14 protein-coding genes are annotated in these 18,374 nt (G+C 69.7%); 8 read left to right on the top strand and 6 right to left on the bottom strand.

Features of this window, described 5'->3' with window-relative positions; all coding sequences use genetic code 11:
• Positions 1–60 precede the first annotated feature (60 nt).
• The 8 genes from AC3AP7_RS11245 to kdpE all read left to right on the top strand — a co-directional run bounded on the left by AC3AP7_RS11245 (position 61) and on the right by kdpE (position 10,030).
• Positions 61–1,035 carry a quinone oxidoreductase family protein gene (locus AC3AP7_RS11245; RefSeq protein ID WP_475767972.1) on the top strand — a complete coding sequence of 325 codons (975 nt, stop codon included), beginning with the start codon at positions 61–63 and terminating at the stop codon, positions 1,033–1,035.
• A gap of 354 nt (positions 1,036–1,389) precedes the next feature.
• Positions 1,390–1,503, top strand: a complete 114-nt coding sequence (locus tag AC3AP7_RS11240; RefSeq protein ID WP_475763029.1) for a potassium ABC transporter ATPase — start codon at positions 1,390–1,392, stop codon at positions 1,501–1,503.
• Complete coding sequence (gene kdpF, locus AC3AP7_RS11235) at positions 1,500–1,592, top strand: K(+)-transporting ATPase subunit F (protein ID WP_475763031.1); 93 nt, start codon at positions 1,500–1,502, stop codon at positions 1,590–1,592. The genes AC3AP7_RS11240 and kdpF overlap by 4 nt, the downstream gene beginning before the upstream one ends.
• Complete coding sequence (gene kdpA, locus AC3AP7_RS11230; protein ID WP_475763033.1) at positions 1,589–3,394, top strand: potassium-transporting ATPase subunit KdpA; 1,806 nt, start codon at positions 1,589–1,591, stop codon at positions 3,392–3,394. The genes kdpF and kdpA overlap by 4 nt, the downstream gene beginning before the upstream one ends.
• Before the next feature lie 29 nt (positions 3,395–3,423).
• A complete protein-coding gene (gene kdpB, locus AC3AP7_RS11225; RefSeq protein WP_475763035.1) occupies positions 3,424–5,538 on the top strand; it encodes a potassium-transporting ATPase subunit KdpB in 2,115 nt (704 codons plus the stop codon).
• A 66-nt stretch (positions 5,539–5,604) separates the two neighbouring features.
• Positions 5,605–6,183, top strand: a complete 579-nt coding sequence (gene kdpC, locus AC3AP7_RS11220; protein WP_475763037.1) for a potassium-transporting ATPase subunit KdpC — start codon at positions 5,605–5,607, stop codon at positions 6,181–6,183.
• A gap of 156 nt (positions 6,184–6,339) precedes the next feature.
• The gene (locus AC3AP7_RS11215; protein WP_475763039.1) at positions 6,340–9,339 is read left to right on the top strand and encodes a DUF4118 domain-containing protein; all 3,000 of its coding nucleotides are present in this window, start codon (positions 6,340–6,342) and stop codon (positions 9,337–9,339) included.
• On the top strand, positions 9,332–10,030 hold the full coding sequence (gene kdpE, locus AC3AP7_RS11210; RefSeq protein WP_475763041.1) for a two-component system response regulator KdpE: 699 nt from the start codon (positions 9,332–9,334) through the stop codon (positions 10,028–10,030). Before AC3AP7_RS11215 ends, kdpE begins: the two co-directional genes overlap by 8 nt.
• A 113-nt stretch (positions 10,031–10,143) precedes the next feature.
• Here kdpE and tssE read toward each other — a convergent pair whose 3' ends face one another.
• The 6 genes from tssE to tssK all read right to left on the bottom strand — a co-directional run bounded on the left by tssE (position 10,144) and on the right by tssK (position 18,154).
• Complete coding sequence (gene tssE, locus AC3AP7_RS11205) at positions 10,144–10,569, bottom strand: type VI secretion system baseplate subunit TssE (protein WP_475763044.1); 426 nt, start codon at positions 10,567–10,569, stop codon at positions 10,144–10,146.
• Between the two features lie 13 nt (positions 10,570–10,582).
• On the bottom strand, positions 10,583–13,525 hold the full coding sequence (gene tssH / locus AC3AP7_RS11200; RefSeq protein WP_475763046.1) for a type VI secretion system ATPase TssH: 2,943 nt from the start codon (positions 13,523–13,525) through the stop codon (positions 10,583–10,585).
• A gap of 157 nt (positions 13,526–13,682) precedes the next feature.
• Positions 13,683–14,168 carry an Hcp family type VI secretion system effector gene (locus AC3AP7_RS11195; protein WP_475763048.1) on the bottom strand — a complete coding sequence of 162 codons (486 nt, stop codon included), beginning with the start codon at positions 14,166–14,168 and terminating at the stop codon, positions 13,683–13,685.
• 91 nt (positions 14,169–14,259) lie between these two features.
• The gene (locus tag AC3AP7_RS11190) at positions 14,260–16,080 is read right to left on the bottom strand and encodes an OmpA family protein (protein WP_475763050.1); all 1,821 of its coding nucleotides are present in this window, start codon (positions 16,078–16,080) and stop codon (positions 14,260–14,262) included.
• Positions 16,077–16,808, bottom strand: a complete 732-nt coding sequence (locus AC3AP7_RS11185) for a DotU/TssL family secretion system protein (protein WP_475763052.1) — start codon at positions 16,806–16,808, stop codon at positions 16,077–16,079. The genes AC3AP7_RS11190 and AC3AP7_RS11185 overlap by 4 nt, the downstream gene beginning before the upstream one ends.
• Complete coding sequence (gene tssK / locus AC3AP7_RS11180; protein WP_475763054.1) at positions 16,805–18,154, bottom strand: type VI secretion system baseplate subunit TssK; 1,350 nt, start codon at positions 18,152–18,154, stop codon at positions 16,805–16,807. Before tssK ends, AC3AP7_RS11185 begins: the two co-directional genes overlap by 4 nt.
• Positions 18,155–18,374 lie beyond the last annotated feature (220 nt).

The following is an 18,374-nucleotide window of genomic DNA, read 5'->3' as shown; positions in this document are numbered from 1 at the left end:
GGCGCCACGGGCGCAGCACCGGCGCGCGCCGCGCGCGTCATCGACCCACGAGGAGACATGATGGTCAAGGCAATCCGTTTCGACAAACCCGGCGGCCCCGACGTGATGAAGTGGGTCGACGTCGAGGTCGGCGAACCCGGCGAAGGCGAGATCCGCCTCAGGCAGCACGTGGTGGGCCTGAATTACATCGACGTGTATTTCCGCACCGGCCTGTATCCGCTGCCGCTGCCCGCCGGGCTCGGCATGGAGGCGGCGGGCGAGGTGAGCGCGGTCGGGCCTGGCGTGAGCACGCTCGCGCCGGGCGACCGCGTCGCGTACGTCGCGCGGCCGCCCGGCGCGTATGCCCAGGAGCGCGTGCTGCGTGCCGACCAGGTGATCCGGCTGCCGGATGCGCTCACGGATGAACAGGCCGCCTCGGTCATGCTCCAGGGGCTGACCGCGCAGTACCTGCTGCGCCGCACCTACCGGGTCAAGCCCGGCGATACCGTGCTGATCCAGGCGGCGGCGGGCGGGGTCGGCCTCCTGCTGTGCCAGTGGGCGAAGACGCTTGGCGCCACGGTGATCGGCACGGTCGGCTCCGACGCGAAGGCGGAACTCGCGAAGACCCACGGCTGCGATCACACGATCGTCTACACGCGCGAGAACTTCACGAAGCGCGTGCGCGAAATCACGGATGGCGCAGGCGTACCCGTCGTCTACGATTCGATCGGCAAGGACACGTACGCCGCGTCGCTCGACTGTCTCGCGCCACTCGGCCTGTTCGTGAGCTACGGCAACGCGTCCGGCCCGCTGCCGCCGATCGATTCGTCGGAACTCGCGGGACGCGGCTCGTTGTTCTTCACGCGTCCGACGCTGTTCACGTACATTGCGAAGCGCAGCGACTACGAGGCGATGGCCGCCGAACTGTTCGACGTGCTGCTCTCGGGCAAGGTCAGGGCAAGCGTGAACCAGCGCTATCCGCTCGCCGAGGTGGCGCGCGCGCACGCGGACCTCGAAGGCCGCCGCACGACCGGCTCGACGATCCTGCTGCCCTGAACGGGTCTCGCCCGCCCTGAACGGGCCGCGCCCCCGGGCCGCATGACGGTTCGCTGACCGGTGTCGTGACCGGCTGGCTGGCTTGCTCGCAAGCGCGTCGAAGCCGCGCAGCGAAACCGTCAAAAATCGCGCGCGGCGTGTGCCGCGCCGCGTCTTGCTGTTCCCGCTCCCTGTCGTTCCACCTTGCTCCGCCGGGCCGGCGCGCGCGCGGCGGCGCGTTTCCCCGCATTTCGCGGTATTTCGCGGCACGGCGTTTACGCGCTTTTTACACCCGCTCCCCGATCTTTGACCAGGCCTTTACGCCGATCGGCATAACGTTGCAGCCATCCAAAGTCCGTGAAGGGAGAACACGAAATGGATGTGCTGTACGTCGGGGGAATCGTGCTGTTCGCAGCGCTGACCTTTGCGCTGATTGCCGGCTGCGAGAAGCTCATGCAGTTCCGGCGCGGACAGGGGGAGCGGTCATGAGCTGGATCATGTGGCTATCGGGGGCGGCGACGGCGCTGCTGTTCGCGTACCTGGTCTATGCGCTGCTGCGCGCGGAGGACATCGAATGACTGCGAACGATGTGCTTCAGTCCGTACTCTATCTGGTCGTGCTGCTTGCCGCAGCCGTGCCGGTGGCGCGCTATCTGACCCGTGTGATGGACGGCAGCGCGCGCGTCGTGCGCGTGTTCGCCCCGCTCGAGCGCGCGCTGTTTCGCGTGGCCGGCGTGGACGCGGCGGCCGAGATGGGCTGGAAGCAATACGCGATCGCGACGATCGCGCTGAACGCGCTCGGCGCGCTCGCCGTCTACGGGCTCCTGCGCGTGCAGGGCTGGCTGCCGGGCAACCCGCAGCAGTTCGGCGCGATGTCGGTGGACAGCGCGTTCAACACCGCGGTGAGCTTCGTCACGAACACCAACTGGCAGGATTACACGCCGGAGCAGACGGTCGGCTATCTCGCGCAGATGCTCGGCTTCACCGTGCAGAACTTCCTGTCGGCGGCGACCGGCATCGTGGTCGTGATCGCGCTGATTCGCGGCTTCGCGCGGCATTCGGCGCAGACCATCGGCAATTTCTGGGTCGACATCACGCGCGTGACGCTCTACGTGCTGGTGCCGATGGCCGCGCTGATCGCCGCGCTGCTGATGAGCCAGGGCGTGATCCAGAACTTCCGCGCGTATCAGGACGTGCCGACGCTGCAAACCACCACGTACGCGGCGCCGAAGGTCGATGCGCAAGGCAATCCGGTGAAGGATGCGCAGGGCAATCCCGAGACCGTGCCGACCCGCGTGAGCACGCAGACCATCGCGATGGGCCCGGTGGCCTCGCAGGAAGCGATCAAGATGCTCGGCACCAACGGCGGCGGCTTCTTCAATGCGAACTCCGCGCATCCGTTCGAAAACCCGACGCCGTTCAGCAACTTCATCCAGACGCTCGCGATCCTGGTGATTCCGGCGGCGCTGTGTCTCGTGTTCGGCCGCATGATCGGCGATCGCAGGCAGGGCATCGCGGTGCTCGCGGTGATGACGATCGCGTTCGCCGCCTGCGTGGCCGGCGAGATCAGCGCGGAGCAGCGCGGCAACCCGGCGCTCACGGCACTGCACGTCGACCAGTCGGCGAGCGCGCTGCAGGCGGGCGGCAACATGGAGGGCAAGGAAACGCGCTTCGGCATCGCGCAGACCGGCATCTTCACGGTGGCGACCACCGCCGCGTCGTGCGGCGCGGTCGATGCGATGCACGATTCGCTCACGCCGCTCGGCGGCCTGTATCCGATGCTGCTGATCCAGCTCGGCGAGGTGATCTTCGGCGGCGTCGGCTCCGGGATGTACGGGATGCTCGTGTTCGCGCTCCTCGCGGTGTTCGTCGCGGGTCTGATGATCGGTCGCACACCTGAATATGTCGGCAAGAAGATCGAGTCGTACGAGATGAAGATGGTGTCGATCGTCGTGCTGCTCACGCCGCTGCTGGTGCTGGTCGGCACGTCGATCGCGGTGCTGTGCGACGCGGGCCGCGCGGGGATCGCGAACCCCGGCGCGCACGGCTTCTCGGAGATCCTGTACGCGTTCAGCTCGGCGGCGAACAACAACGGCAGCGCGTTCGCGGGGCTCTCGGTGAATACGCCGTTCTACAACTGGCTCACGGCGATCGCCATGTGGTTCGGCCGCTTCGGCACGATCGTGCCGGTGCTGGCGATCGCCGGTTCGCTCGCGGCGAAAAAGCGCATCGCGGTGACGGGCGGCACGCTGCCGACGCACGGTCCGCTGTTCGTCGTGCTGCTGCTCGGCACCGTGCTGCTGGTCGGTGCGCTGACCTATGTGCCGGCGCTCGCGCTCGGTCCCGGCGTCGAGCAGCTGATGATGCTCGGCAGCCACTGAAGCGGACCATTCGGGAACAAGAGGATTCAATGACTGAACACAATGCAACCCGATCCATGTTCGATCCGGTGCTGTTGCGCCCGGCGATCGTGGAGTCGTTCCGCAAGCTGACGCCGCGCACGCAGTTCCGCAACCCGGTGATGTTCTGCGTGTACGTCGGCAGCATCCTGACCACGGTCCTCTGGATCGCCGCGCTGGCCGGCGAGGCCGAGGCGCCCGCGGGGTTCATCCTCGCGGTGACGCTGTGGCTGTGGTTCACCGTGCTGTTCGCGAACTTCGCGGAGGCGCTGGCCGAGGGCCGCTCGAAGGCCCAGGCGGCGTCGCTGCGCAGCGCGAAAAAAGACGTGATGGCCAAGAAGCTGAACGAGCCGCATCCGAAGGCGCCGATCCGCATCATGACCGCATCCGATCTGCGCCGCGGCGACGTCGTGCTGGTCGAGACCGGCGACGTGATCCCGGCGGACGGCGAGGTGATCGAAGGCGTCGCGTCGGTCGACGAGTCGGCGATCACCGGCGAATCGGCGCCGGTGATCCGCGAGTCGGGCGGCGACTTCTCGTCGGTGACCGGCGGCACGCGCGTGCTGTCGGACTGGATCGTCGTGCGCGTGACCGCCAATCCGGGCGAGGCGTTTCTCGACCGCATGATCGCGATGGTCGAAGGCGCGAAGCGGCAGAAGACCCCGAACGAGATTGCGCTGACGATCCTGCTGGTGGCGCTCACGATCGTGATGCTGCTCGCGACCGCGACGCTGCTGCCGTTCTCGATCTTCTCGGTCGAGGCCGCGAAGGCCGGCCATGTGGTGACGATCACCGCGCTCGTCGCGCTGCTCGTGTGCCTGATTCCGACCACGATCGGCGGCCTGCTGTCCGCGATCGGCGTGGCCGGCATGAGCCGGATGATGCAGGCCAACGTGATCGCAACCTCGGGGCGCGCGGTCGAAGCCGCCGGCGACGTCGACGTGCTGCTGCTCGACAAGACCGGCACCATCACGCTCGGCAACCGTCAGGCGTCGGCCTTCGTGCCGGCGCCGGGCGTCAGCGAGGAAGCGCTTGCCGATGCCGCGCAACTGTCGTCGCTCGCCGACGAGACGCCCGAGGGGCGCAGCATCGTCGTGCTCGCGAAGCAGCGCTTCAACATCCGCGCGCGCGACATGGCGTCGCTGCATGCGGTGTTTCTCGCGTTCTCCGCGCAAACGCGCATGAGCGGCGTCGATCTTGCGCCCACCGGAAGTGCGTCCGGCGGGCCGGGCCGCGAGATCCGCAAGGGCGCGGCCGACGCGGTGAAGCACTACGTGGAGGCGCACGGCGGGCGCTTTCCGGCTGAGGTGACGAGCGCCGTGACCGAGGTCGCGCGGCGCGGCAGCACGCCGCTCGTGGTCGCCGAAAAGGGCGAGCAGGGCGCCGCGCGCGTGCTCGGCGTGATCGAGTTGAAGGACATCGTGAAGGGCGGCATCAAGGAGCGTTTCGCCGAACTGCGCAAGATGGGCATCAAGACCGTGATGGTGACCGGCGACAACCGCCTGACCGCCGCCGCGATCGCCGCCGAAGCGGGGGTCGACGACTTCCTCGCCGAAGCGACCCCGGAAGCGAAGCTCACGACGATCCGCGCGCACCAGGCCGAAGGGCGGCTCGTCGCGATGACCGGCGACGGCACCAACGACGCGCCCGCGCTCGCGCAGGCCGACGTCGCGGTCGCGATGAACACCGGCACGCAGGCCGCGAAGGAGGCCGGCAACATGGTCGACCTCGATTCGAATCCGACCAAGCTGATCGAGATCGTCGAGATCGGCAAGCAGATGCTGATGACGCGCGGCTCGTTGACGACCTTCTCGATCGCCAATGACGTCGCGAAGTACTTCGCGATCATTCCGGCGGCGTTCGCGTCGACCTATCCCGCGCTCAATGCGCTGAACGTGATGCATCTGGCGACGCCGGCCTCCGCGATCATGTCGGCGGTGATCTTCAATGCGCTCATCATCGTGCTGCTGATTCCGCTCGCGCTGAAGGGCGTCAAGTACCGGCCGCTCGGCGCGGCCGTGCTGCTGCGGCGCAATCTGCTGGTCTACGGGCTGGGCGGGATCGTCGTGCCGTTCATCGGCATCAAGCTGATCGACATGGTACTGGCCGCGTTCGGCTGGGTTTAGGAAGCCTAAGCGGCCGGGGCGCGCGGGATGGGCCCGCGCGCCCCGGCCGGGGAGAGAATCGCAATCATGAAATCGTTGCTTCGTCCGCTTGTTGTGATCTTCGCCGTGCTGTCGGCGCTCACCGGGCTCGCCTACCCCGCGGTGATGACCGTGTTCGGCCAGGCGGTCTTTCACCACCAGGTCAACGGCAGCCTGATCGGGCAGAACGGCAAGGTGGCCGGCTCGGCGCTGCTCGGCCAGCAGTTCGACGCGCCGCAGTATTTCTGGGGCCGCCTGTCGGCGACAAGCCCGATGCCCTACAACGCGGCCAACTCCGGCGGCTCGAACCTCGGGCCGACCAACCCGGCGCTGCTCGACGAGGTGAAGGGCCGGCTCGATGCGCTGAAGGCAGCCGGCACCGACATGTCGAAGCCGGTGCCGGTCGACCTCGTGACATCGTCGGCGAGCGGTCTCGACCCCGACATCAGCCCGGCCGCGGCGGCTTACCAGGTCGAACGGGTCGCGCAGGCGCGCAAGATGGCGGTGTCCGACGTCGAGGCGCTGGTCGCGCGCTACACGCAAGGGCGGCAGTTCGGCGTGTTCGGCGAGCCGCGCGTGAACGTGCTGGAACTCAATCTCGCACTCGATGCCGCGCAACGCGGCTAGCGCGCGCCGCGCGTCGCGGCAGGGCGGCGCCGGGCAGGGCGCCGCCCTTGTCGCGCATGCGGGCGGCGCCGTGCCGCCGGGTTTGCGGCGGCCCGCGAGCCGTGCCACCATGTCTGTCAGGCGCCCGCCGGCGCGCTCGAACGCCAGAATTCGCGCATGAACCGACCCGATCCCGACGAACTGCTCGACAAGCTGCAACGCGATGAGGAAAAACGCCTGCGCGGCAAGCTGAAGATCTTCTTCGGCGCGTCGGCGGGCGTCGGCAAGACCTATGCGATGCTGCAGGCGGCGCGCCGGCGCGTCGACGAAGGGGTCGACGTCGTGGTCGGCGTGGCCGAGACGCACGGGCGCAGCGAGACCGCGGCGCTGCTCGACGGGCTCGACGTGCTGCCGCCCGCGCAGATCGACTACCGCGGCCGCACGCTCGCCGAGTTCGACCTGGACGCGGCGCTCGCGCGCAAGCCGCAGCTGATCCTCGTCGACGAGCTGGCGCATTCGAACGTGCAGGGCGCGCGTCACCTGAAGCGCTGGCAGGACGTCTACGAACTGCTCGACGCCGGCATCGACGTCTACACGACGGTTAACGTCCAGCATCTGGAGAGCCTGAACGACGTGGTCGGGCAGATCACCGGCATCCGCGTGTGGGAGACCGTACCGGACCGCGTGTTCGATCAGGCCGACGAGGTCACGCTGGTCGACCTGCCGGCCGAGGAACTGCTCGACCGGATGCGCGACGGCAAGGTCTACCTCGCGCAGCAGGCCGAGCGCGCCGTGCGCAACTTCTTTCGCAAGGGCAACCTGATCGCGCTGCGCGAGCTGGCGCTGCGCCGCACCGCCGACCGGGTCGATGCGCAGATGCGCGAGTATCGCGCCGACCGCTCGATCCAGCGCATCTGGCAGGCGCGCGAGCGGCTGCTCGTCTGCGTGGGCCCGGGGCCCGAGGCGCCCATGCTGGTGCGCGCGGCGGCGCGCCTCGCGGCGAGCCTGAAGGCCGACTGGCTCGCGGTGTATGTGGAAACGCCGAAACTGCAGCGGCTGCCCGATGCGCTGCGCGAGCGCACGCTGAACGCGCTGCGGCTTGCCGCCGAGCTTGGCGCGGAAACCGCCACGCTCGCCGGCGACGACGCGGTGGCGGCGCTGCTGGGCTATGCGCAGGTGCGCAACGTGTCGAAGCTCGTCGCCGGCGCATCGGCGCGCACGGGCGCGACGCGCTGGCTGCGGCGGCCGCTCGGCGAGCGCATCGCCGAGCGCGCGGCCGGCGATCTCGACCTGACGCTGATCCGCGTGTCGGCCGAGCGTCACGCGGACGACACGCGCCGGCGCGCCGACGCGCGCGCGTGGCGCGAAGCGCTCGGCGCGGTGCGCGGGCGCCGCTCGCCGCTCAGCGCGTACGGCTGGGCGCTCGCGATCTGCACTGGCATCACGCTGATCGCGAGCGGGCTGATCGAGCACATCGACCTGACGAACCTCGCGATGCTGTATCTGCTCGGCGTGATTTTCACGGCCGTGAAGCTCGGACGCGGGCCGGGCGTGATCCAGTCGTTCGTCAGCGTCGCCGCGTTCGACTATTTCTTCGTGCCGCCGCGCATGTCGTTCTCGGTGTCCGACACGCAGTATCTGCTGACCTTTTTCAGCATGCTGCTGACCTCGCTCGTGATCAGCAACCTGACCGCGAGCCTGCGCCGCGAGGCGAGCGTCGCGCGGCGCCGCGAGCAGCGCACCGGCGCGATGTACGCCATGGCGCGCGAGCTGGCGGCGGCGCTCACCGCCGAGCAGATCGTCGCCATCGGCAGCCGGCACGTGAGCGAGGTGTTCGGCGCGCGCGTCGCGATCCTGCTGCCCGACAGCGTGGATCAGGTGAAGCAGAAAATCGAGGATCCGGATGCCGCGATCACGCTGCAAGGCGATGCGCTCGATATCGACGTCGGCCAGTGGGTGTACGACCAGCAGAAGCCCGCGGGCCGCGGGACCGACACGCTGCCCGCGGCGGCTGCGCTGTACCTGCCGCTGAAGGCGCCGATGCGCACCCGCGGGGTGCTGGCCGTCGTGCTGCGCGAGGCGCGCGAGCTCGACGTGCCCGAGCAGCAGCGCATGCTCGACGCGTTCGCCGCGCAGATCGCGCTTGCGCTCGAACGGGTCCACTACGTCGACATCGCGCGCGACGCGCTCGTCAGCATGGAATCGGAGCGGCTGCGCAATTCGCTGCTGTCGGCGATCTCGCACGATCTGCGCACGCCGCTCACGACGATCGTCGGCTTTTCCTCGATGCTCGCCCAGGCCCGCGATGCGCGCCCGACGCCGCAGCCCGGCGACGAGCTTGTCGAGGCGATCCACGAGGAAGCGCTGCGCATGACCGGCATCGTCACGAATCTGCTCGACATGGCGCGGCTGCAGGCGGGCGGCCTGCAGCTGAATCGCCAGTGGACCTTGCTGGAGGAAACCGTCGGCGCCGCGCTGCGCGCCTGCCGGCGCGCGCTCGCGCGGCATCCGGTGCGGGTGAGTCTGGCGCCGGACCTGCCGCTGCTGCGGCTCGACGCGGTGCTGATGGAGCGTCTGTTCGCGAACCTCTTCGAGAATGCGGCGAAATATACGCTGGCCGACTCGCCGCTCGCGATCGGCGCCGAGCGCATCGACGAGGACGGCAAGCCGTTCGTGCGTGTGAGCGTCGACGACTGGGGGCCGGGTTTGCCCGCCGGCATGGAAGCGCGGGTGTTCGAGAAGTTCACGCGCGGCGAGAAGGAATCCGCGAAGCCGGGCATCGGCCTGGGTCTTGCGATCTGCCGCGCGATCGTCGATGCCCATGGCGGGGCGATCGGCGCCGTGAACCGGGTGGCGGCGGACGGCAGCGTCGAAGGGGCGCGCTTCTGGTTCACGCTGCCGGTCGAAACACCGCCGGCCGCCCCCGAGGTGCCCGACGAGGAGCGCGCGGACGCGGGCGTCGGCGTGTCCGGGACGGCGGCGACGGACGGTTTGCCCGCCGCGGCGCGCGATGATAACGTGGCGTCGCAGCGCGAGGCGGGGGGTGCCGACACGGCAGCCGCGCCGCCGCCGGCGGCGCCTGAAGCACCCAACACGCCCAACACGCCCAACACGCCCAACACGCCCAACACGCCCAACACGCCCAACACGCCCAACGCAACTTCCGCCCATGAGTGACCTGAGCATCACCGTCGTCCTGATCGAGGACGAAAAGCAGATTCGCCGTTTTGTGCGGGCGTCGCTCGAAGGCGAAGGCATCGTCGTGTACGACGCCGAGACCGGCAAGCAGGGGCTGGTCGAGGCCGCGACGCGCAAGCCCGATCTCGTGATCGTCGATCTCGGCCTGCCGGATACGGACGGTCTCGACGTGATTCGCGAACTGCGTGGCTGGAGCGACATGCCGGTGATCGTGCTGTCGGCGCGTACCCAGGAGGCGGAGAAAGTGGCCGCGCTCGACGCAGGCGCGGACGACTACCTGACCAAGCCGTTCGGCGTGTCCGAACTGCTGGCGCGGATTCGCGCGCACATGCGCCGCCGCAATCTCGGTGGCGCCAACGATTCGCCGCAGGTGCGCTTCGGCACGGTGACGGTGGATCTCGCGTTGCGTCAGGTGAGCCGCGACGGCGCCGCCGTGCATCTGACGCCGATCGAATACCGGCTGCTCGCGACGCTGGTGCGCCATGCGGGGCGCGTCCTCACGCACCGCCAGTTGCTGCGCGACGTCTGGGGGCCGTCGCACGTCGAGAGTTATCACTATCTGCGCATCTACATGGGCCATCTGCGCCAGAAGCTCGAACGCGATCCGGCGCAGCCCGAGCACATCGTGACCGAGACGGGGGTGGGCTACCGGCTGGTGGGCGCGGCCTGAGTTCCGGCTGACCGCGTGCCTGCGCCTGCGCGAGGCGGATGTCCGCGCGTGTGCCGTGCGGCGGGCGTCGCCATGCATCGCCGCGCGGCGGCGTGACGGGACTGGAGCGCGCGCTAACGCTCGCGATGGATCAGACGCTCGACACGCAGGCGCCCCGGCGGTTCGAAGTATGTCCCGAAGCGCACGAGTCCCGCGTGGCGCAGGTGGCAGATCATCGTGAAGCGCACGAGCAGACCCGGATCCGGCCTGTCGTCGATCTCGATCTCGACCGCGCGCAGACGGGGCTCGAAACGCAGCAGCGTCTGCTCCATCTGGTTGCGCAGGTCGTGCACCGACGCCGGCAGGTTCCGGTAGACCTCCGTGAGGTCCGGCAAGCCGTAGTCCGGGACGTGCTTGAGGGCGCCCGCGCGCGTGTTGAGGATGCGCCGGAGGTTGGCCTGCACGCTGAGAATTTCGAGCGTTCGGTCGTCATGGCGGGCGAGCGGTTCGCCGTCGATGTGCCCGAGCAGCATGTCGTAAAGGGACGGTCCCACAGGCATCGCGCGGCTCCGGTTATGCGAGCGGACCGGCGGGCGCCGGCTGCGGCGGCGACACCGCGTCGCGTTCGAGGAAGTCGACCGTCAGGGTGCCGTCGGGCGCACTGGACAGCGCGATCTTCGCGGTGCCGACGCCGTGCGCCATGCGCGCGAGCAGTTCGCGCGATACCGCCGGCAGGATGCGCTGGTTCAGGAACGCATCGACATTGCGCGCGCCGGATTCGCGCGCGAGACAGCGCTGCGCGATTGCGTCGGTCAGCGCGTCGTCGCAGGACAGCGCGACATCGTGCTGCCGGCGCAGACGCGCCGCGATTTTCGCGAGCTTCAGACGGACGATCGATCCGAGGGCCGTGGCGTCGAGAGGCCGGTAGACGAGCGTCTGGAAGCGCGCGCAGAGCGCCGGCTGGAAGTGCGCGACGAGCGCCGGATGGATCGCCTCGCGCAGATCGGCCTGCGCGATCGCCGGGTCGGCGGCCGTGGCATCGTCGATCTGCGCGCTGCCCAGATTCGACGTCATCAGGATCACGCAGTGGCGGAAGTCGATTTCGCGGCCTTCGCCGTCGCGCATCGTGCCGCGGTCGAACACCTGGTAGAACAGGTCCAGCACGTCGCGATGGGCTTTTTCCACCTCGTCGAGCAGCACGACGCTGTACGGGCGCTGGCGCACCGCTTCGGTGAGCACGCCGCCGCGGCCATAGCCGACATAGCCCGGCGGCGAGCCCTTCAGTTGCGAGACGGTATGCGATTCCTGGTACTCCGACATATTGATCGTCGTCAGCGCCGCTTCGCCGCCGAACAGCAAATCCGCCAGTGCGAGCGCCGTCTCCGTCTTGCCGACGCCGGATGGTCCGGCCAGCAGAAATACGCCGAGCGGCGCGTGTTCGCTTTTCAGGCCGGCTTTCGCGGTGCGCAGGCCCTGCGCGAGCGCGGCAAGCGCATCGTCCTGCGCGACCACGCGCTGTGCGAGCTGCGCTTCGAGGCTGAGCAGGCCGTGCAACTCGTCTTCGAGGAGAGTGCCCGCCGGCACCCCGGTCCACTCGGCGACGACGCGGGCGATCGCCTGCGCATCGACGTCCGCGGAAACCAGCGGTGTTTTGCCCTGGGCGGCGGCCAGGGCCTGGCGGGCCGGCGCGAGGCCGGTGTGGTCGTGCGTCGCGGCCGCGTGATCGCGCTGCGCGTGAAGGACGCGCACGAGTTCGAGTTCCTGCGCGTAGCGCGCCTGCACCTCGTCCCGTTCGGTTTTGGCCTCCGCGAGCGCTGCATGCAGCGTGTGGCGTCGCGCGGTGTCGTTCGCCGCGTCGTTTGCGGCGCCGGCGCGTGCATCCGCATCCAGCGCGGCGCACTCCAGTTCGAGCGCCGCGACGGCGGCGCGCGCCCGCTGCAGTTGCGCCGGCGGCGCTTCGAGCCCCATGCGCACGCGCGCCGCGGCGGTGTCGATCAGGTCGACGGCCTTGTCCGGCAACTGGCGCGCGGGGATGTAGCGGCGCGAGAGCTTTACCGCGGCCACCAGCGCTTCGTCGCGGATGTGCACATGGTGATGCTGCGCATAGCGTGCCTTCAGGCCGCGCAGCATCAGACACGCCGCGTCGTCGTCGGGCTCGTCGACCTTGATCATCTGAAAGCGCCGATCGAGCGCGGCGTCGCGCTCGAAGTATTCCTTGTATTCGGACCAGGTCGTCGCCGCGATCGTGCGCAGTTCGCCGCGCGCGAGCGATGGCTTCAGCAGGTTCGCCGCGTCGGCGCCGCCGGCGGCGTTGCCCGCGCCGATCAGCGTGTGGGCTTCGTCGATGAACAGCAGGATCGGCACCGGCGAGGCCTGGACTTCGTCGATCACGTTTTTCAGGCGCTGCTCGAACTCGCCCTTCACGCCGGCGCCGGCCTGCAGCAACCCCAGATCGAGCGTGAGCAGGCGCACGTCGCGCATCGCGTCCGGCACGCTGCCTTCGGCGATGCGCAACGCGAGGCCTTCGACGAGCGCGGTCTTGCCGACCCCGGGCTCGCCGACGAGGATCGGATTGTTCTTGCGGCGCCGCGCGAGCACGTCGAGCATCTGCTGGATTTCGCGGTCGCGGCCGAACACCGGGTCGATCCGGCCTTCGCGCGCCTGGGCCGTGATATCGCTGGCGAAGCGGGCGAGTGCGTCGCGCGCGGGCGCGGGCGCGACGGCGCGCGACGCTGCCGCGCCCGCGGGCGGTGTGCGGCGCGGCGCGGACGATCCGGCGGAAGAGGCGGCAGCGTGATGGGCGGTCGCGCCATGAGCAGCGTCATTTGCAGCAGCACTTGCAGCGTCATTTGCAGGGGCACTTGCAGCGTCATTTGCAGCAGTTGCAGCGGTACTTGCAGCCGCACCGGACGGGGCACCGTACCCGACGCTCGCAGCGGTGCTGCGAGCGGTATCGTCGCCGTCGTCAGACGCATGGCCGGCCGAATCCGCGTCCGCGGGCCCGGGCGGGTTCTCGCAGGTGCGCGGTCCGAGGCGCGGCAGCAGACGCCCGATCTGGGCGCTGCTGGCGCCGAGCAGCGCCCACGCGCGCGGGGCGCGCAACACATGCGGCGCGTCGGCGATCGCCTGGAGCACGTTGCCCGAACGGATCGACGCCGTTGCGGTGTCGTCGTGCCGGCTGCATGCATGCAGCCAGGCGTCCTGCAGCACGGCGGCCAGTTGCGGCGACAGGCTGGGCTTGCCGCGCAGGTTGCGCGGCACGTGCGCGATCGCGCCGAGCAGCGCATCCCAGAGCGTATCCGCGTCGAGCGCGAAATGATGCAGGATCGCCGGGATATCGCCGTCGCCGGCTTCGATCAGCTTCAGCAGCCAATGCTCGACCGTGATTTCGTCCGCCAGGCGCGTCTGACACAGGCTGGCTGCTGCTTCGAGCGCGTTTGCGCAGTGCGCGTTGAGGTGCTGGAGCAGAGCGGCGGCGTCCCGCAGGGACGGGGGGCGGGGGAGGTACGAGGTCATGTCGAGGCGGCTCGCAAGGGGCACAGGCGGGGGCGCAGGCGGCGGTGATCGGGCCTGCGCGCGGGGAAAGCACCAGTCCGCGCGGGCGGACTGGCGACACAGACTGGCCGGTCCGCAGCCGCCGATCCTGCTGGCTGGCTGCCGGAGCGTCCATGAATCACGAGCGCTCGTTCCAGGTGTCCTTGTGGATGATGTTGCCGTCCTTGTACGACCAGGTGATCGTCTCGTAGCGCAACTCGATTTCCTCGAGGTGGTTGTGCTTCTCGTACTCCGGGTTCTTGATGTCGTGCATCATCGGGTTGACCGCGACGATCTTCACGTTGTCGAGTTTCGTGTTGAAGTATTCCTTTTCCTTGCCCGCGTCGTCGATCCTGTACCACCGGATCTCCGCCGACTTGAGCGTCTGGCCGCTCGTCACCGCCTTGTACAGGTACGGCGTGGACGAGTCGGTTTCCTTCGTGAGCGTGATCGACTTGTGCACGCGGGTGCCCGTGAGCTTGCCCGTGTTGCCGTCGGTCGGAATGTGCACGCCATGCCTGAACGCCACGAGTTCGACGCTGCCTTCGCGTCCCTGGACGGTCACGGAACCCTTGATGTCGGCGCCGCCATCGTCCTTGAGCCACATGTATGCCGGAATTGCCATTTCTTCTCCTGGTTCGTACTGCGAAACATGCCCGGAGCACACGTCCGGGCCCTGAATTCCCGGAGCATGCGCTCCGGGAGGCCAGATCGGTTCAGCGGCTGAGCGGGCTCGCCTGGGCGGCCGGGCCGGCATGGCCGGGCGCGGGCGCGGGTGCGGCGGCGTCCTGCGGCAGCGCTGTCCCCGCGTCGGGGACGAGGGTGATCTCCACGCGCCGGTTTTTCGCGCGGCCGGCGGCCGTGTCGTTCGTGGCGATCGGGCGGGTATCGCCGTATCCCTGGATCGCAAACTGCGTTGCCGGAATGCGGGAGGCGCCGGTCAGCCAGTCTCGCACGGCCTGTGCGCGTGCGGTCGACAGCGCCAGGTTGCGCGGCGGACTCCCGACGTTGTCCGTGTAGCCGGCGACGAGGATCCGCTTGTCGGGATGCGCGCGGATCATGTCGAGCGCGGTGACGAGCGCGCGCGTCGAGCCGGGCTTCAGCTGCGCCTCGCCGCTGTCGAACAGCGACATGCTGTCGAGCGTCACGATGGAGGGCGGCGGAGGCGGCGGCGCGTACGCCGCAATGGCGTCGTCGAGCGCCGGCATGAGCGCTGCGCCCCGGTACAGTCCGAGCGACAGGTGTGGCGGGACGCCGAGGCGCGCATAGCGATCCAGCTCGTCGCGATCGGCGACCAGCGTCTGCAGGGCGTCGCGCCGCGCGGCGTCGCGCGGCGCCGGGATCGCCGCATAGCGTTCGAGATCGGCGCCGACGCGGGTCAGCAGCGCCGCGTTGTGGCGCGCGGACGCCCAGAACGCAGCGAGGGCGGCGCAGCCGAGCAGCGCGAGCACATGCGCGCAGGCGGCCGTGCGCGGCGACATCCAGCGCCGCTGCGGCAGCGCGCGGAGCAGCGGCTGCGGCAGCGGCCACGGCGCCGCCGAGGCGGCCGCCGCAACCCGCTGCACGCGCGTTTGCCGATACACGTCGCGCGCCCACGGATTGTCCGGCCCGCTGGCCGGCCCGCAGTCGATCCAGCCGGCGCCGAACAGCGCCCACGGCGCGGCGGCCTGATGGCGCTCGGTCAGCGCGTGAAGCACGACGCGCTGCGTCCAGCCGACGATCGACGCCAGCGCGGCGGCGCGGGTGGCCGTCGCGCGATCGGCCGCGGTGCGCGGGGTCTCGCTTTCGGCCGCGCGGATCACGGGCTCGAAGCGTTGTGCGTCGACGATGCGTGTGGCGGACGAGACGCCGTACCAGCGCGGTGCGGCGAGGCCGGCCGCCGCATCCGGATCGCTTTCGTATGTGAGCCGCTGATAGACCGCGACGTATCCCGGCAACGCCGCCGAGCCGAGCAGGCGCGCGGCATCGGCCGCGGCCTGGCGCACGACGCGCAGCGACTGGGTCAGCGCGTCGGTGTCCCGGTGACGCGCGGGGACCACCGACAGCACGACGCCATCCGGCGCACGGCCGTCGCGCCACTGCCGCACGGCCACGGCGAGGGGCGGCAGATCCTGCGGCCGGTCGACGCGCAGCCAGATCGCACCGTCGCCGACATGCGCGAAGTGCTCGCCGTCCTCCCGGTCGAAGAGCGCGTGCAGTGCGTCCCCGGTGACGAGCACGAGCGGCATGCGGGTGCGCAGCCGCACCGGAATGGCCGCTGTGGCTTCGCCCAGCGCGGCGAGCACCCGGGCGCCCTGATGCCGCGCGCGGGACAGCCGGCTGGCATGCCAGCCGGCGAGCAGCCCCATCGCGAGCACGATGCCGGCCGTGAGCAGCCAGGCCACGTCGCGCTCGGGAAGCGCGACGAGCCAGGTCACGCCGAGCGCCAGCGCACCGGCGCACACGATCACCGGACGCCACGGATAGCCGAGCCCTTCGTGAGCCGCGAACCGTGCGCGCGGCGGCGCGGAAGCCAGCACGGGCAGATCGGACTTCACGGCTGGACGGCCTTCGCCGGCACGATGTGCGCGAGCTGCGCGTCGAGCGTCGCGCCCCACATGCCCCACAGCACGGCGGCCGCGAGGCAGGCGAGCGCCGCGACGGCCCACGGCGACAGCCGGTGGAACCAGTCGGCGAGGCGCCGCCCTGGGCGGTCCGCGACGAACGACGGCGCGGCAGCGGGGCGCAGCGTGGCGAGCCGCGCATGGAGCGCGGCCATCAGCGCGGCGCGGCGCGCCGCGCCGTCGCGCGCATGACGGCCGATAAAGCCGATGCCGAGAATCGCCGCGTAGTATTCGAGCAGGTCCGCGTTCGGCGAGCGCTCCGCGACGCGTGCCTCGATTGCGTCGATCACGCGCTCGCCGGCGTCGTGCAGGTTGAAGCGCTCGACCTGCAGCGGGGTGAGTTCCCAGCCGGCGCGGCCCGCTTCGTCCAGGTAGCGCAATGCCGTTTCGTCGAGCAGGCCGCACTGGGCGACCAGCGCCTCGTGCCGGACATCGTCGGGATAGCCGCGGCGCGCGAGCGCGTCGGCGAAGCGGTCGATGACCTGGCGGCAGCGCTCGCGAAACGGCACCGCTTCGTTCACCGCACTGCCGGGTGCGAGCGAGGTCGCGAGCAGCGCCGTGTCGCGCAACAGGTCGCGCATTCCCGCGTCGCCGGGGTGGTCGGCGTCGCGCGCGGGGGGCGTCGGGGCCCGTGCGTCGCGGGCGGAAGTCGGAGTCGTCATGCGCGCAGCACCGCGTAGAGTTCAAGCGTGGCGTCGGGGACCGACGCCGGCAGATAGATCTGGCAGGCCCGCGCCGCGAGCATCTTCGCGTGCGCGGGGCTGGCGGCGTCGAGCGCGAAATACTGGTTGTCGAGACGCACGGGAATGGCGGCCGGGACCCGCTGCACGGCTTTCAGCGGAATGCCGAGCAGCGCCGAGTTGATGATGTGCTCGACGTCGTCCGGCGCGCCGATCTTGCACAGCCGCGGGAGCTGCGCGACGAGATCGAACGCCGGCACGGGCGCGTTGACCGACAGGTACCAGTCCGCGGCGCCCTGCGCGATGCGCTCGTCGAGAAACTGGCCCGACCATGTCGTGGGGCTTTTGCGCGTGAGCCCGATCGACACCACGCGCGACGGAATGATCGCGTCGAGCAGGTCGCGGATCGTCGCTTCGAGCTGCGCGAACACCGCGTCCGCGCGGGCGTGGTCGTAGGCGGGGAGCTCGGCGAGCTGCGCGCCGGTGGAAAACGTCATCAGCGCGCCGGCGAGCTGGGCCAGCGTCACATACAGGTGCTCGGGCGTGCGCGCCGGATGCGATGCGTACAGCCGCAGCGCCGGCCATGCCGCGTGGATGCAGTGCAGCAGCCAGAAGAGCTGGACGTCGGCGACGCCGTATTCGGCGACCTGTTCGAGGCGCTCGCTGCGGCGCGCGCCGAGCGCGAGGCTTTTTGCCTGCAGGATGTCGGCGAGACGGTTGATCCGCTCGACGTGCAGCGGATGACTGCCGAGCGTGAGGCACGGCGGCACGAAGCGGCGATCGACCTGGAACTGGCCGTTGGTGGCGCGGCCGAGACGGGCGATCGCGCAGACCGTGTCGTCGGCATGCGGCTCGAAATCGAACAGCAGGCGGATCGCATGGCGCTCGACTGCGATCTCGGCCTCGGTCGTGCCGGTCAGGTCGGCGACTTTCGCGAATTCCCGATAGGCGCGGCGCGGGCGCGCGAGCACCGTCTCGTCGAAGCGGCAGTTGTTGCCGCTGGCGTCGGGCAGCGCGAGTGCGGCCAGCACGACGACGTGCTGCCGGTCGGCCGGCACCTCGGCCAGATCGCGCGCGGACGGGATGGCGTCGGCAACCGTCGTGTCGAACGGCGTGCCGTCCGGAAAGCGCCCTTTGAGCTGGGCGAGTTTGAGTCGCCCCGCTGCCAGCGCCTGCTCATCGACTTCGACGCCCAGCGTGCCCCACGACTCGGCGAGCGCGGCGCACGCGATCTGCTGCAGCGCGAAGCCCGACCAACGGTCCTGCTGCTGGAAGTGCTGTTGCGTGAGGATCAGGCCCTCATGCCAGAGCGGTTTTTCGATCCGCATGGTTTGATTTCGATGGCTTTGTTACGGGTCGGCGGATTTTAAACGTGAGATCCGAATGCTGTATAGCGGTAAAGCCGGGCTTTTTCGGATCTGGCGGTAGATTTAACAATAATTTATTTTTTGAATGGCGACGGATCATGCCCGGTGATTATCTCAATAATAAGAGGTGGCGGAATTGGAAATTATTGATAAATGTGAATTATGTGGGAATATGTGAAAA

The sequence above is a fragment of the Paraburkholderia sp. PAMB 6770 genome, assembly GCF_057748135.1.
The sequence above is the reverse complement of the archived record's forward strand: the minus strand, read 5'-3'. Positions and strand labels throughout refer to the sequence as shown.